Source organism: Streptomyces sp. NRRL S-1813 (assembly GCF_000719605.1).
Classification (GTDB): domain Bacteria; phylum Actinomycetota; class Actinomycetes; order Streptomycetales; family Streptomycetaceae; genus Streptomyces; species Streptomyces decoyicus.
Map to the genome: position 1 here is coordinate 1 of NZ_JOHB01000010.1, position 15,103 is coordinate 15,103.

Below are 15,103 nucleotides of genomic sequence, written 5' to 3' on the forward strand. Positions count from 1 at the left end.
CATATCTGGCGTTGACTTTTGGCACGCTGTTGAGTTCTCAAGGAACGGACGCTTCCTTTGTTCCTGTTTCACCAGGATCTCCGGGCGCTTCCCTTCGGTGTTTCACACTCTATCAGGCCTTTTTCGTCTTCCGAACCGCCGCTTTTCTGCAAAAAAATGCAGATGCGCGCAATTCTTGAGTCGCGATCAAGACGCTGGGAGTGCCGCCCACCTCAACCGGACGCAATTGATTGCGTCCTTGCTGTCCGGGGCAGGTCTCAGACACTACAGCTCCGGTGTGGGCGAGGCAAATCGATTCAGCGGGACGCGCGCTCCGCAACCCGGCGTCTCTCATGCGGAACCGTCAGTTCTTATGACTTACGCTTCTGAACGGTGCGCCGTCCAGGACAGGTAGTGACGGCGGCCTGATGAATCTCCACCCCTGGGAGGCTTCCCATGACCACCGTGACGTCCCCTCTTGCCGGACGCGCCATCGGACTCGCGGCTGTGCCCGACCCGGTGTTCTCCGGAGCGATGGTGGGTCCCGGTACCGCCATCGATCCGGTGCGTGAGCCGTCTACTGCTGTTTCGCCCGTGGACGGTGTTCTCGTATCGCTGCACCCGCACGCGTTCGTCGTCGTCGACTCCGAGGGGCACGGCGTGCTCACCCACCTTGGTATCGACACCGTCCAGCTCAATGGCGAGGGCTTCGAGCTGCTCGTGAACAAGGGTGACACCGTTGCCCGCGGCCAGGAGATCGTGCGCTGGAACCCGGCGGCGGTCGAGGAGGCCGGTAAGTCGCCGGTGTGCCCGGTCGTCGCGCTGGAGGCCACCGCGGACTCGCTCGGCGAGGTGCGCGAGGACGGCGACGTCAAGGCGGGCGACCAGCTCTTCTCCTGGCAGTAGCCGGGCGCCGTCCCGAACGGCAGGTACGACATCCATCGCGGCGGCTTCGCCCGTCGCATCAACCGGAGACGGGTGCAATGGAGACAACGCTGCGAGGCGTCGGCGTCAGCCACGGTGTGGCGATCGGCGAGGTGCGGCACATGGGCACGGCGGTCCTCGAGCCGCCGGCCAAGCAGATTCCGGCGGACGAGGCGGAGCGCGAGCAGGGGCGTGCCCGGCAGGCCGTGGAAGCTGTTGCCGCTGACCTGATAGCGCGGGGGAATCTGGCGGGCGGCGAGGCCCAGGCCGTGCTGGAGGCCCAGGCACTGATGGCTCAGGACCCCGAGCTGATTGCTGATGTCGAGCGGCGGATCGCCGTCGGCTCCACCGCCGAGCGCGGTGTGTATGACGCGTTCGCCGCCTATCGGGCGCTGCTCGCCGGTGCCGGTGAGTACCTCGCGGGCCGGGTCGCCGACCTCGATGATGTGCGCAACCGGATCGTCGCCCGGCTGCTGGGTGTGCCGATGCCGGGTGTGCCGGACAGCGATGAGCCGTATGTGCTGATCGCGCGCGATCTGGCGCCGGCCGACACCGCGCTGCTCGACCCGACGCTGGTGCTCGGGTTCGTGACCGAGGAGGGCGGGCCGACCAGCCACAGCGCGATTCTCGCGCGGGCGCTGGGTGTGCCGGCCATCGTCGCGCTGCCCGGTGCGGGTGAACTCGTCGAGGGCACGGTCATCGCGGTCGACGGCAGCACCGGTGAGGTGTTCGTGGAGCCGAGCGCCGAGAAGCGTGCGGTGCTGGAGCAGGCCGCGGCGGAGCGGAAGGCCGCGCTGGCGGCGTCGTCCGGTCCGGGTGCCACGTCCGACGGGCACAAGGTGCCGCTGCTGGCGAATGTCGGCGGACCCGGTGATGTGGCCGCGGCGGTCGAGGCCGGGGCCGAGGGTGTCGGTCTCTTCCGTACCGAGTTCCTGTTCCTGGACGACAGCAAGAGCGCGCCGTCCGAGGAGAAGCAGGTCGAGGCGTACCGGAAGGTGCTGGAGGCGTTTCCGGAGGGCCGCGTGGTCGTGCGCGTGCTGGACGCCGGTGCCGATAAGCCGCTGGACTTCCTGACGCCGGCCGATGAGCCGAACCCCGCGCTGGGTGTGCGGGGGCTGCGGACGCTGCTCGACCACCCCGATGTGCTGCGTACGCAGCTGACGGCGCTGGCGAAGGCGGCCGAGGGGCTGCCGGTCTACCTCGAGGTCATGGCGCCGATGGTGGCGGACCGGATCGACGCGAAGGCGTTCGCGGATGCCTGCCGGGAGGCCGGGCTGCGGGCGAAGTTCGGCGCGATGGTGGAGATCCCGTCGGCGGCTCTGCGGGCGCGGTCGATTCTTCAGGAGGTCGAGTTCCTTTCGCTGGGGACCAACGACCTGGCGCAGTACACCTTCGCCGCCGACCGTCAGGTCGGTGCCGTCTCGCGGCTCCAGGATCCCTGGCAGCCGGCGCTGCTGGATCTGGTGGCGGTTTCGGCCGAGGCGGCCAAGGCCGAGGGCAAGAGCTGTGGTGTCTGTGGTGAGGCGGCCTCCGATCCACTGTTGGCGTGTGTGCTGACGGGGCTCGGGGTCACCAGCCTTTCGATGGGTGCGGCATCGCTTCCGTACGTGCGGTCGACGCTGTCCAAGCACACGCTGGCGCAGTGCGAGCGGGCGGCGGCCGCGGCGCGTGCCGCGGACACCGCCGAGGATGCGCGGGCTGCCGCGCAGGCGGTGCTCTCCGGGGAGTGATCTCGCGCGGCGCATGCGTCGCAGGAGTGTTGACGGCCGTCCCGCCCTTCTGGGCGGGCGGCCGTTGTGTGTTTGTGGGCCGGGCGGGGTGGTGCGGTCAGTGGTGGTGGGGGTCGGGCGGGGGTGTGAGGGGGAGGCCGGGGGCGTAGTCGACGCGGTGCTCGGGCGGGATCGGTTCGCCGGTGTCGGCGTCGGTGCAGTAGGCCGTGAAGACCTCGGCGGCACCGAGGGGGCGGGGCCAGGAGTCGCCGAGGGTCCAGCCGCGGACCGTGTCGTGGGCACCGTCGCCGGTGGCGTCACGGTCGGTGGGGGCGGTGGTGGTGCGGGAGACGAGGCCGCCGGGGGTGCGCAGGGCGAAGCCGGCGGCGAGGACCGTGCAGAAGACGAGGGTCTCGGATTCGGCGAGCCGGGGCCGGGCGCCGTCGCGGCCGGTGGCGTGGAGGACCGCCAGGAGGGGCGGCTCTCCGGCCGCGACGGAGCAGACGAGGTGGTGGGTGCCTTCGCCGAGGGAGGCCAGAAGCTGCTGGAGGGCCTGGGTGGCGCGGGCGAAGGCGGCGTGGCCCAGGTCTTCGCCGCACTCCTCGCAGGTGCCGGCGCGGGCCAGGAGGCCGGAGGCGTGGTCCCAGGTCGCCTGGCGGTCGGCTTCTTCGACGAGTAACGGGAGCAGCTGGGTCAGCGGCTCGCCCTGGTAGGTCAAGGTGGCGCCGGTGCGGGCGACTTCGGCGGTGTAGCGGCTGCGGCTGTCGGGGCGGTCCGGGTCCAGGGCGAGGTCCGCGCAGTATTTCTCGTAGGCGGCCGGGTCGAAGAGGCTGATGGTCGTGAGCACGCCCTGGGAGGCGAAGCGGCGCAGCAGGGTCTCCATCTGCCGGAGGTAGCTGCGGTGGTCGTCGAACGGGAAGGTGCGGTAGCGGCGCATGGCGCTGAAGTCCTGCTCGTCGGCCAGGACGGCGGCGCTGCTGGGGACTTCGCGGCGTAGTGCGCGTCGGGCGGTGGACGGGTCGGTGTGCCGGGATGCGGATGTCATGACTCCCCCTGAGTGAGATGCGCCGGCTCTGTCCGAGGTGCGGCGGCCGTATATCACTTGTCACAGAGAGTAATCGAGGGGTCTGACAATGCGGCGCGGCGCCGGACCGCGGGGCGTGGGTGCCCTGGCGGTCCGGCGCCGGACGGGCCTACTGCGCGCTGTCGGCGGCGCGCTCGCGGGCCACCCGCTCGTAGAAGCGGAGCAGTTCGAGGTTGTCGACGGAGCCGGGGTTGACGGCCTTGTCGAGCGGGGTGCCCTGGAGGAGGCGCTTGACGGGGACCTCGATGCGTTTGCCGGTGAGGGTGTGCGGGACACCGGGGGCTTCGATGATGTCGTCGGGGACGTGGCGGGGCGAGAGCTGGTCACGGATGGTCCGCTTGATGCGGTCGCGCAGGGCGTCGTCGAGGGTGGCGCCGGGGGCGAGGTGGATGAAGAGCGGCATCCAGTAGCCGCCGTCGGGGAGCTCCAGGCCGATGACGAGGGATTCGCGGATCTCGGGGAGCCGTTCGACGGCTTCGTAGATGTCGGCGGACCCCATCCGGACGCCCTGGCGGTTGAGGGTGGAGTCGGAGCGGCCGTGGATGACGACGCTGCCGCGGGAGGTGACGGTGATCCAGTCGCCGTGCCGCCAGACGCCGGGGTACATGTCGAAGTAGCTGTCGTGGTAGCGGGTGCCCTCGGGGTCGTTCCAGAAGCGGGTGGGCATGGACGGCATGGGGTTGGTGACGACGAGCTCGCCGACCTCGTCGACGACCGGCTTGCCCTGGGGGTCCCAGGCCTGGAGGTCGGTGCCGAGGCAGGGTGCCTGGAGTTCGCCGATGTGGACGGGCAGGGTCGGGACGGCGCCGGCGAAGCAGCTACAGACGTCGGTGCCGCCGCTGACGGAGGCGGTCCACAGGTCGGCGCCGCTCTCCGCGAAGGAGTCGTGCAGCCAGCGGAAGCCGTCCGGCGGGAGCGGGGAGCCGGTGGTGGCGACGCAGGTGACGGCGGAGAGGTCGAGGTCGCGGGCCGGGTGGATACCGGCCTTGCGGCAGGCCATGACGTAGGCGGCGGAGGTGCCGAAGACGGTGGCGCGGGTGGTTTCGGCGACCCGCCATTGGGCGGAGATGTCGGGGTGGCCGGGGCTGCCGTCGTAGAGCACGATCGTGGAGCCCACCAGGAGACCGGCGACGAGGAAGTTCCACATCATCCAGCCGGTGGAGGTGTACCAGAAGAACCGGTCGTCGGGGCCGAGGTCGCAGTGCAGGCCGGTCTGCTTGAGATGTTCGAGCAGGATGCCGCCCTGGGACTGGACGATGGCCTTGGGCAGGCCGGTGGTGCCGGAGGAGTACAGGACCCACAGCGGGTGGTCGAACGGGAGCTGCTCGAAGACCGGTTCGGTGTCGTTCGAGGTCAGGTCCGACCAGTTCAGGGCGCCTTCGGGGGCGGGGGTGCCGAGCAGGGGGATGTGGACGACGGCACGCACGGTGGGAAGTTCGGCGCGGAGTTCGGCGACGGTGTCGCGGCGGTCGTGTTCCTTGCCGCCGTAGCGGTAGCCGTCGACGGTGAACAGGACGACGGGTTCGATCTGCTGGAAGCGGTCCAGCACGCTGCGGGCGCCGAAGTCGGGGGCGCAGGAGGTCCATACGCCGCCGACCGCGGCGGTGGCGAGGAGCGCCACGACGGCCTGCGGGATGTTGGGGACGTAGGCGCTGACGCGGTCGCCGGGGCGGACGCCGAGGCGGCGGAGTTCGGCGGCCAGTGACCCGACCTGGGCGCGCAGCTCCGTCCAGGTGACGGGGGTGGGCTCATGGGTCTCGTCGACGTACAGCAGCGCGGGGGCGTCGGCGCGGGCCGGGTCCTGGGCGGCGCGCAGGGCGTGCTCGGCGTAGTTGAGGGTGGCGCCGGGGAACCAGCGGGCGCCGGGCATCGCCCGGTCGGCGAGGACGGTCTCGTACGGGGTGGCGAAGCGGACGTCGAACCACTCCGCGGTGGCCTGCCAGAAGGCGGGGAGGTCGTCGACGGACCAGCGGTGCAGAGCGGCGTAGCTCGTGGCGGGGTCGCCGGGGGTGGGGGCGGGTGCGCCGTGGTGCGTGGCCGCCCAGGCGTGGAAGCGGGTGACCTGTGCGCCGGCGATACGGTCCGGGCCTGGTTGCCAGAGGGGTTCCGGCTGCGGGGCGGACTGCGGTGCGGTGGTCATGATGCGGCTCCCGGGCGGTACGCGTCGTAGGCGTCGGGCGCGCACGGCGGCGGGGGTCCCCCGGCCCAGCGGATGGGCGTGTGCGCGTGACACGGCTTGCCTGGACGATGCCATGTGATCGACTTCCGCACCAGGGTGGTCTCCCCACATTCGGGGGGTGGCGGATGTGGTGGCGGCATGTGGTGCGGGACGGTTCCGGGGGCGCACAGGGGGACATACGGCGAGATTCAGCCATCGGACGGCGATCCGCGGGCCTGAAGGTGGCCGAGCGTGACCCGGTGCAGGTGAACGGCAGTTGAACGGTGCCCGCGCACCCGGCCGGAAATGGCAGGCTGACCGGCATGGACGGGCGGGATCTGGTGCGGTCGGTACGGATGATCAAGGCGATCGGGCCGGCGCAGGGGCTACGGTCCGTGCGTACGGCGTGGCGGGCACGGCGGGCGGATGCGCTCGCGCTGCCGCGCCGCACGGCCGAGCGGGCACGGGTCCCGGGCGCGGCGCGCGGCGCGGAGTCCCAGCCGGGCGGCGGAGTGATCCACTTCGCCCGGTCGTCGCTGCGGGTGCGGGTCGCCGCGGGCGGGGCGGTGTTCTGCGGCTGGGACGGTGCCGAGCCGGAGCCGTCGTACGCACTGGCCGGGGCGTGTCCCGAAGTGGACGCGCGGGTGGTGCTGGAGCCCGATACGGACGGCGGCTGGCGGGTGGTCTCCGAGCGGGTGCTGGTGGTGGTCTCCCGGCACGGTGCGGTGGAGGTGCGGACGCCCGGCGGGGCGGTGCTGCGGCGGGAGTTGCCGCCGCGCTGGTGGGAGGGCATAGCCGCGGAGGGTGCGGGCGGGCGGCCAGAGGGCGGTGCCGCGCGCTGGGTGCAGCGGGCGGAGGTCGCGGCCGATGCCCGGTTCTTCGGGCTGGGCGGCCGGGCGCACGGGCCGCGGCTGCGGGACGGTGCGTACCGGCTGTGGAACACGGATCCCGGTGGCGCCTTCGGTCCGGGGGACGATCCGCTGTCGCTGACGATGCCCGTCCAGCTGGTGGTGGCCGACGCCGGTACGCATCTGGTCTTCCACGACAATTCCTGGGACGGCCGGGTGACGCTGCGCGAGGGCGCGGAGGGCGCGGGCTCGGGTCATGACCGGCCGGGCACCTGTGAGCTGCGGATGGACGGCGGACCGCTGCGCTACTGGGTGCTGGCGGGCACCCCGGCCCGGGTGCTCCAGGGCTGGACGGCGCTGACCGGGGCGCCCGCGCTGCCGCCGCAGTGGGCGCTGGGATATCAGCACGCCCGCTGGGGCTTCGGCGGGGAGGCCGAGGTGCGCCGGGTGGTGGCGGGCTACAAGGAGCGCGAACTTCCGCTGTCGGCGGTCCATTTGGACATCGACCACTACGACCGGCACCGGGTCTTCACCGTCGACCGGCAGCGCTATCCGGATCTGCCGGGTCTGGCGCGGGAGTTGCGGGCGGACGGGACACGGCTGGTGTCGATCGTGGATCCGGCGGTGAAAGCGGAGCCTGGGGACGCGGTCTACGAGGGCGGGGCGGCGGCGGACGCCTTCGTCCGGGACGCACAGGGGCAGGAGGTCCGCGGGGTGGTGTGGCCGGGCGAGTCGGTGTACCCGGATTTCACCGATGCGCGGGCGCGCAAGTGGTGGGGGGCGCTCTACGCGGAGCGGCTGGCGCAGGGCTTCTCGGGGTTCTGGCACGACATGAACGAGCCGGTCTCCTTTGCCGCTTTCGGGGAGCGGACACTGCCGCGCTCGGCACGGCATGCGCTGGAGGGGCGGGGCGGCGACCACCGGGAGGCGCACAACGTCTACGGCCTGGCGATGGCACGGGCCGGCTTCGAGGGGCTGTGCGAACTGCGGCCGGCCGAGCGGCCGTTCCTGTTCTCCCGTTCGGGCTGGGCGGGGATGCAGCGCTACGGGGGCAGCTGGTCGGGCGATGTGGCGACGGGCTGGCCGGGGCTGCGCGCTTCGCTGTCGCTGGTGCTGGGGCTGGGGCTGTGCGGGGTGCCGTACAGCGGTCCCGATATCGGCGGGTTCTCCGGGGTGCCGTCCCCGGAGCTGTATCTGCGGTGGTTCCAACTGGGTTCCTGTATGCCCCTGTTCCGTACGCATTCGGCGTTCGGGGCGGGGCGGCGGGAGCCGTGGGAGTACGGGACGGAGGTGCTCGAAGCGGCCCGTACAGCGCTGTACGAACGGCAGCGGCTGCTGCCGTACTTCGAGACGCTGGGGCAGCTGGCGCGGCTGACCGGGGCCCCGTATGTCCGGCCGGTGTGGTGGAGCACGCCGCGGGACCGGGCGCTGCGGGACTGCGAGGACGCCTTTCTGCTGGGGGATGCGCTGCTGGTGGCGCCGGTACTGGCGGCGGGCGTGACCCGGCGGCCGGTGCGGCTGCCGCGCGGCCGGTGGTACGACACCGCGAGCGGGCGGGCGTACGACGGCCCCGGGCAGGTGTGGGTGGAAGCGCCGCTGTCGCGGATTCCGGTGCTGGCACGGGCCGGGGCCGTGCTGCCGGTGACGGGGGCGGACGGCGGGACGGAGCTGGAGGTGTGGGCGCCGGTGCCCGGCCGCGGGGGCAGCGGGCTGGTGGTGCCGGACGCCGGGGACGGCTGGCAGCGGCCGACCGTCGAGCGCTTCGTCTCGCGGCGGGAGGGCGCCCGGGTGGTCGTGGAGCGGCGGGACGGGGACGCGGTGGGGTATCCGGTGCGGGTGCGGGGGCTGGAGGAGGGGGCGGAGGCGTAGCCGGGCCGGGCCGGCTGGAGGCGGTCGGGCCGGGCCGGCTGGAGGCGTAGGCGGATCGGCGGTGTGGCGGACGGCAAGACAGCGGGGCGGAAGGGGCGGGTGCGGCGCATAGTTGGGCCTGTTGCCGCGGCGGACCGGTGGTGCGGCGGGTCTTCCCCTCCTGCTGCCGTGGCTGGTAAACGGGGGCCATGCCGAGACTTGTTGCCGCGCTGCGCGGCCTTGCTGCCGCTGCCACCGCGCTGATCACCGTCGCCGCTGTCCCTTCGGGTGCGGCGGCGGGCACTCTCCCGCACCGCGGGGCACCGTCGTCGCATCCGGCCAACGACCCCAAGGCTCCGAGGGAGTTCGTCGCACTGCGGGACGTGGATCCCACGATCATCCAGGAGATGCGCTACGTCACCCCGCACACCTTCATGGGGGTGCCGGTGACCGGCTACCGGGCGCCGATGTGCCTGCTGACCCGGGATGCGGCACGGGCGTTGCACCGGGCGCAGCGCTCGTTCCTGGGCCGCGGATACTCCCTCAAGGTCTATGACTGCTACCGGCCGCAGCGCGCCGTGAACCACTTCGTGGCCTGGGCCAAGGACCTCGGCGACCAGCGGATGAAGGGCGAGTTCTATCCGCGGGTCGACAAGTCGATGCTCTTCCGGGACGGCTATATCGCGGAGAAGTCCGGGCACAGCAGGGGCAGCACGCTCGATCTGACACTGGTGCGGCTGCCGGCCCTGCCGACCCGGCCGTACGTCCCCGGGGAGCCGTTGTCGTCATGCCACGGCCCGAAAGCGGCCCGCTTCCCGGACAATTCACTGGACATGGGAACCGGCTTCGACTGTTTTGACACCCTGGCGCACACCCTCGACCCGCGGATCAAGGGCGCGCAGCGGGCGAACCGGCTGCTGCTGAAGGACGGCATGGAGCGCGCCGGCTTCGTCAACTACCCGTACGAGTGGTGGCACTACACCTTCACGCCGGAGACGTTTCCGGACACCTACTTCGACTTCCCGGTCGCCCGGCGGTCGCTCGTCCGGCACTGACCGCCCGCGCCGGCGGCCCGGCCAGAGGCCCTGTCGGCAGCCCGGCCAGCGGCCCTGCCTTGTCCGCCGCCGTCGGTCCGTAGGACTCCAGGAGGACCGGGGCGGACAAGGCGGCGGAGAGGGCGTCGGTCCAGGCGTGCGGGTCGCTGCCGGGCGTCTGCCAGCGGTCCGGGCGGGCGCTCGACAACTGGTCGGTGAGCGCCTGTTGGCGGCGGAGGTCGCCCGGCCGCGCGGCCGGGATGCGGTCCATGAGTCCGTCCGGGGTGCGGTAGCCGTGGGCGAGGCGCAGCGCGCGGTGGCGGGCCGGGGCGTCGAGATGGGTGACGGCGAGGGCGTCCACTCCCCCGCAGGCAGCGAGGGCGTAGGCGTGCGCGGGAACGTCGAAGTGGCCGGCGCGGAAGGCTCCTTGCCAGCGGCCGTGGCCGTTGTGCGGCTCGGGGAGGGCGGCTGCCAGGGCGGGGTCCTCGGTGACGAGCGGGCCGGGGCCGTGCCGGGTCGTATAGGTCCGTACGACGCCCAGGCGCAGCGCGGTGTGTGGCCGGCCGGCCTCGGCGAGGAGGGTTTCGGCGCCGTCGAAGGTGGTGGTGGACCAGGTGGTGTAGGGGTGGAAACCGTGCCCTTCGTCCAGCAGGACGCCCTGGGCGCCTTCGAAGACGGCCGGGCCGCGGCGCAGCAGGCCGGGCAGATGGGTCTCGTCGACGAGCGTGACGTGGTCGGCGAAGGCGGTGCAGGCGTCCAGGCAGGCGTCGACGGGTGGTGCGTCGAGCGGGCCCACCGCGGCGGTGAGGCGGTCGCGCAGCAGGGTGAGTTTGCGGCGCAGGGCCGTACGGGAGGTGCAGTCGCCGGCCGTCGGGGCGTCGGCGGGATGGGCGAGTGCGTAGGCGGCGGTTTCGCCGATGCCCATGCCGCAGGAGCCGTGCCGGGCGGTGCCGCGGGCGCGCTCCCGGGCCCGGTTGGCGGCCGCGTGGTAGGGCGTGGTGAGACGGGCGCGCCGGTCCACGGTCAGCAGCGCGAGCGGGTCCGGGACGCCGAGCGAGGCGAGATGCCGGGCCTCCGTGGCGAGCGCCAAGGGGTCCACCAGCATCAGGTGGGACAGATGGGTGGGGACGCCGCTGAAGGTGCCGGAGCCGAACTGGGCGAAGGTGTGGTGGCGGCCGTCGGTGGTGACGACGTTGTGGGCCGCCTGGGCGCCGCCGTTGAAGCGGATCACCGCCGTGACCGGCGCCGCGTCCGGTCGGGGGACGCAGAGCCGGTCGACGACGGTGCCCTTGCCCGCGTCGCCGTAGCCGAGATCGACCACGATGGTGTGCACGGAGGGTTCCTCTTTCCGAGGGGGCACAGATTTCCGAGGGGACACGGTGTCCCGGGGGTCACAGCCGGGTGGTGCCGCCCGGTCCGGGGGCGCCGGGAGCGCCGGGGGTGTCGAGCAGGGGCGCCGTGGAGTGCGCGACGGTGCCCCGGCCGCGGCCGAGCGTGGCCAGCGCCTTGCCGACGGTGCCGCCCGCGTCGGAGCCGATGTCGGCGAGGTCGTCGAGTCCGGCGGCGAGGTCGATGGCTTCCTCGCCGAGCCCGACGGTCAGGGCGAGGGTTTCGCAGACCGCGCCGAGGTCGTCGAGTTCGATGACGTTCTGGCCGAGGAGCTTGCGCCAGGTGCGCAGGACGGCGGTGTTGCCGACATGGGCGGCACCGGCCGGGACGATGAAGTAGACATCGAATTTCCGCTGTACCTCGGCGAGGACCGAGGGGAGCGGGAGGTCTTCGCTGAGCTCGTCGCCGAAGACCGCGCGGACCTCGCGGGCCTTGACCTTCCCGTAGGGCATCTCGTCGCCGATGAGGAAGAGGTAGCCGCGGCGGCCGCGCTTCTCGTGGCAGTCGATGCTGGTGTGGCGCGCCATGGCGTAGAGGGCGAGCTCGTAGGACTCGGTCATCTGGCCGCCTCCACCGCCTTCCAGGAGGATGTTGCCGAGGTCGTCGTCCATACGGTTGTCGGACTCGAACTGCCCGATCTGGAGCGGTACCCGGTCGCAGGTGGCGTCGCCGACGGCCCCGAAGAGGATCTGCGGGTGCTCGACGTACCCCTTGCGCAGCAGCAGGCCGAACAGCTCGGGAAGTTTGGTCTGAAGCGCCCGCGGCACCGCGCGCATCGACCCGGTCACGTCGAAGAGGACGGAAATGGCGAGCGAGGCGGGGTGTTCGTCGGAGTCGCGGCTCTCACGGGTGGCCAGGCCCTTCGGGTCGAGCGAGGGGTGCGCCGTCCAGGTGTGCCGCGGGGACGAGGTGGTGACACGGTCGCTGTAGTCGAAGGCGCTGGTGCCGGCGGCGGCGCGGTAGTGCGCCGCGGCGCCGTAGACGTCGGTGGACCAGTTTCCGCTGCCCATGGTGAATCCCCCTGTGTGGTGGGCGGGTGGTGTAGTGGAGAGAGGTGCGGCGCGCTCCCGTACGGGGCGGCGCGCCCGGCACACGGCTCACGGATGCGGTGTGGGCATCGTGAACGGGCGGAAGGTGCGGGGCCCGTAGAGGCGGTCGAGGAGCGCGTCCAGCTCTGCCAGCAGTTGCCAGGCATCGTGCGGACGGCGGGCCTCGGCCGGCAGGGTGCAGCCGCGCAGGAACGCCCGCATCGGCTTCGGGGTGCGCTCCCCCATGAGGGTGGCCATGGTGTGGGAGGCGAGGTGGATGTCGGTGGCCTCGGTCGCCGGGCGGCGGCCGGTGACCTCCGGCGGATAGGCGGCACGGTGGCGTTCGACGAGCGCGGGGACACGGTCGCCGAGGGCCGTGCTGTAGCACCAGTTGACGAGGACCAGGCCGTGCAACCCGGGGTGGATGAGGACGTGTTCGGGGAGTACGGCGCCCTGCACCCGGCCAGCGCGGTGTGCCCAGCCGAGGGCGGTCAGGAGTCTGCGCCACATCCAGGCGGCGTCGCGCGGGTCGAGTCCGTCCGGGTGGGTGTCGTGGACCTCGGCGAGGGTGTGGAAGCCGCCGGACGGTACGAGGGTGTCGGGCGGTACGAGGGTGTCGGGCGGTACGAGGGCGTTGACGCGGCGTTCACTGCCGGTGCCGGTCTCATGGTGGCGGAAGGACTCCAGCAGGCGGGGTGCATAGGCACGGTGGCGCCGGTCGCCGTGTCGCGCCAGCCGGTCCAGCGCCTGGGCCTCACGCTCCATGAGGTCGTTGTCGGTGACCGCGCGCGGGATCTTCAGCAGCGCGCGGTGCCGGGTGCCGTCCTGCTCGTACGACGCCTCCCGGAGCACCGCGAGGTCACCTGCGACCAGGGGCGCGCCGAGGGTGTACGTGCGGCGGCGAGTGGTCAGGGTCGGGCGGGTGGCGGCGGTGTGCCGCTGCCAGAGGGTGTCGAGGCGGGCGAACTCGGCCTCGGCGTACGGGCGTTCGGCGGCCGGCGCGGTGTCGGGGTGCAGCAGTCGGGCGAGTCTGCGGTAGGTCCGGGCGGCAGCGGTGGCGTCGTGGGGGAAGAGGTCCGCGGGGCGGCGGGCGGCGGCCAGCGCGGTGCGGGCGGCGGCGCGAGTGCGCGGCGCGTCCGCGGCCGTGGGGGTCATCGCACGCTCTCCTCCCGGTCGGGGCGCAGCAGCGCCGGGTGCAGCAGACGGGCGTCGCCCGCACGGTAGAGGCGGGCGCGCGGACCGCCGCGGGCTCCCCCGCGGGCCGCCGTCGCGCCGGTGGATTCGACGAAGCCGGGGACGGAGAGCACTTTGCGGTGGAAGTTCCCGGCGTGCAGCGGGCTGCCCCAGATGGATTCATAGACGCCGCGGAGCTCGACGATGGTGAATTCCTCCGCGAGGAACGCCGTGGCCAGCGGGGTGTACTCGATCTTTGCGCGGGCGCGGTCGAGTCCGTCGGCGACGATGCGGGCGTGGTCGAAGGCGAGCGGGCGGAGGGTCTGCGGGCCGGGCTTCCCCTTCGCCGCCGTGTCGTCGGCGGGCCGGGGCACGGAACCACCCCCGTCGATCCCGTGCCCCGGACCCTGCTCTGGGGGACGCGGCCGGGCCGCGTCCGGTTCGGTGAAAGTCTGCGAAGTCACCCTTTCGGGGCCCTGCGTCTCCGCGCAGCCCTCGCACCGACCGCCGAGATCCAGCGCGGAGACGGGGACCCAGGCCGCGGACGAGGCGTCGCCGCCGCCCCGGGCCTCGGGGAGGTCGGGCGCGAAGGCCAGGTAGGCGACGGTCACGACCGGCATGCGCGGGTCACGGCCGGGGTCGCCGTACGAACCGAGCTGTTCGAGATGGACGCGCTCCAGCTGCGTGGCGTCCAGCCCCGTTTCCTCGGCGAGTTCGCGGGCCGCGGCCGCATCGAGCGACTCCCGTCCCGCGCGGACGAATCCGCCCGGCAGTGCCCAGGCGCCCTGGAAGGGCCGGCCGCCGCGCTCGACGAGCAGGATGTGCAAGGCCCCCGCGCGCAGCGTCAGCGCGACGATGTCGACGGTCACGGCGATGGCGGGGAACTCTCGCGGGTCGTAGGCGGCGAGGAATGCGCTGTCGCCGTCGTCCTGCGCGGCGCCGCTCCCGTTGCCCTGCCGATCCGTGGTCACAGCCGCCCCCGATGTTGTTCTCACTCCGAGTCTTTCTCGGAATGAGCACAACATAGCACCGGGTGGTGGCGGCGTCCAGGAGAGCAAGAGAGTGGTGACGTACCGCAGGTCCGCCAGGGGCGGCGAGCAGGCGCGGCAGGGTGTCTTGCCGGAGCCGGAGAGGCCGAGGAGGGAGAAGAACTCCCCTTCCCGGATGGTGAGCTCGCCGGCATCGACGGCGCACAGCCGGCCGGATTCCTTGGTGACGGCGGTGAGCCGTACGGCGAATGCGGCGGGTGCGGCAGGTTTGGTGAGTGCAGCAGGTGTGGCGGGTTCACGGTCCGGACGGGCGTCGATCCGGCAACTTCGGTTACGGGCGCCCCCTCGTGAACGGCTTGATCGCCCGGCGGCTGTGCCGGGGTTCCGCGCGGAGCGGCAGCGTGCCACACTCCTGACGTTCCGTCAGATATTGGTTCGGTCCGTCGGTTCTGTGGTTGTCGGTCTGCGGTCGGGGAGGGTCTGTGGCACATACGCACAAGCCGGTGGTGCCGGGGTGGTTCGATCCGGACGCGGCAGACTTCCGGCTGTTGGGGACACGCTGCCGGGCCTGCGACGCGGTGTTCTTCCCCCGCGAGGACGCGTTCTGCCGCAACCCCGCGTGTGGAGGCGACGAGTTGGCGGAGGTGCCGCTGTCCCGGCACGGCACGGTCTGGTCGTACACCGACGCGCGCTATCGCCCGCCCGCCCCCTACGTCTCCGATCCGGACGCCGAATGGCATCCGTACCTCCTGGTCGCCGTGGAGCTGGCGGAGGAGCGGATGGTGGTCCTCGGGCAGGCGGCACCCGACGTCCGCGCCGCTGAGCTCACCGTGGGCACGGAGGTCGAGCTGGTACCCGGGATCCTCAACGAGGGCGACGGGCACAGCTGGACGACGTGGCACTGGCGGCCCAGTGGGGGTGAGCGGGGGGCCGGCGCGGA

The 15,103-nt window shown here is 72.6% G+C and carries 10 protein-coding genes and 1 pseudogene; 5 read left to right on the plus strand and 6 right to left on the minus strand.

What is annotated here, in order from left to right:
- The first annotated feature begins 435 nt into the window (after positions 1–435).
- Positions 436–885 carry a PTS sugar transporter subunit IIA gene (locus IF67_RS0116695; protein ID WP_030088803.1) on the plus strand — a complete coding sequence of 150 codons (450 nt, stop codon included), beginning with the start codon at positions 436–438 and terminating at the stop codon, positions 883–885.
- Between the two features lie 77 nt (positions 886–962).
- Entirely contained in the window at positions 963–2,633 is a 1,671-nt protein-coding gene (gene ptsP / locus IF67_RS0116700; protein ID WP_030986392.1) for a phosphoenolpyruvate--protein phosphotransferase, read from the plus strand.
- Positions 2,634–2,730: 97 nt separating this feature from the next.
- On the opposite strand, the gene IF67_RS0116705 is transcribed toward ptsP, so the two are convergent.
- Together IF67_RS0116705 and IF67_RS0116710 are read right to left on the minus strand one after the other, a co-directional pair.
- Entirely contained in the window at positions 2,731–3,657 is a 927-nt protein-coding gene (locus IF67_RS0116705; RefSeq protein WP_030986393.1) for a hypothetical protein, read from the minus strand.
- A gap of 148 nt (positions 3,658–3,805) precedes the next feature.
- Complete coding sequence (locus IF67_RS0116710; protein ID WP_030986395.1) at positions 3,806–5,836, minus strand: acetoacetate--CoA ligase; 2,031 nt, start codon at positions 5,834–5,836, stop codon at positions 3,806–3,808.
- Positions 5,837–6,177: 341 nt separating this feature from the next.
- Here IF67_RS0116710 and IF67_RS0116715 point away from each other — a divergent pair, with 341 nt between their 5' ends.
- Positions 6,178–8,571 (plus strand): glycoside hydrolase family 31 protein, encoded by a 2,394-nt coding sequence (locus IF67_RS0116715; RefSeq protein WP_030986397.1) that lies wholly within the window; start codon positions 6,178–6,180, stop codon positions 8,569–8,571.
- 188 nt (positions 8,572–8,759) lie between these two features.
- The gene (locus IF67_RS0116720; protein WP_030986399.1) at positions 8,760–9,605 is read left to right on the plus strand and encodes a M15 family metallopeptidase; all 846 of its coding nucleotides are present in this window, start codon (positions 8,760–8,762) and stop codon (positions 9,603–9,605) included.
- Here IF67_RS0116720 and IF67_RS0116725 read toward each other — a convergent pair.
- The 4 genes from IF67_RS0116725 to IF67_RS0116740 form a co-directional block, all read right to left on the minus strand.
- Positions 9,535–10,917: an adenylosuccinate synthetase gene (locus IF67_RS0116725; protein ID WP_078889475.1), complete on the minus strand. Its 1,383-nt coding sequence runs from the start codon at positions 10,915–10,917 to the stop codon at positions 9,535–9,537. The genes IF67_RS0116720 and IF67_RS0116725 overlap by 71 nt on opposite strands.
- 58 nt (positions 10,918–10,975) lie before the next feature.
- A complete protein-coding gene (locus tag IF67_RS0116730) occupies positions 10,976–11,983 on the minus strand; it encodes a hypothetical protein (RefSeq protein ID WP_030986404.1) in 1,008 nt (335 codons plus the stop codon).
- A gap of 87 nt (positions 11,984–12,070) precedes the next feature.
- Positions 12,071–13,156, minus strand: coding sequence for a J domain-containing protein (locus tag IF67_RS0116735; RefSeq protein WP_051818150.1), 1,086 nt, complete (start codon positions 13,154–13,156; stop codon positions 12,071–12,073).
- Positions 13,153–14,145 carry an NUDIX hydrolase gene (locus IF67_RS0116740; protein WP_051818157.1) on the minus strand — a complete coding sequence of 331 codons (993 nt, stop codon included), beginning with the start codon at positions 14,143–14,145 and terminating at the stop codon, positions 13,153–13,155. Before IF67_RS0116740 ends, IF67_RS0116735 begins: the two co-directional genes overlap by 4 nt.
- A gap of 521 nt (positions 14,146–14,666) precedes the next feature.
- On the opposite strand from IF67_RS0116740, the pseudogene IF67_RS44245 reads away from it, so the two are divergent.
- Positions 14,667–15,080 (plus strand): annotated as a pseudogene (locus tag IF67_RS44245) (Zn-ribbon domain-containing OB-fold protein); the annotation flags it as partial.
- Between the last annotated feature and the right edge of the window lie 23 nt (positions 15,081–15,103).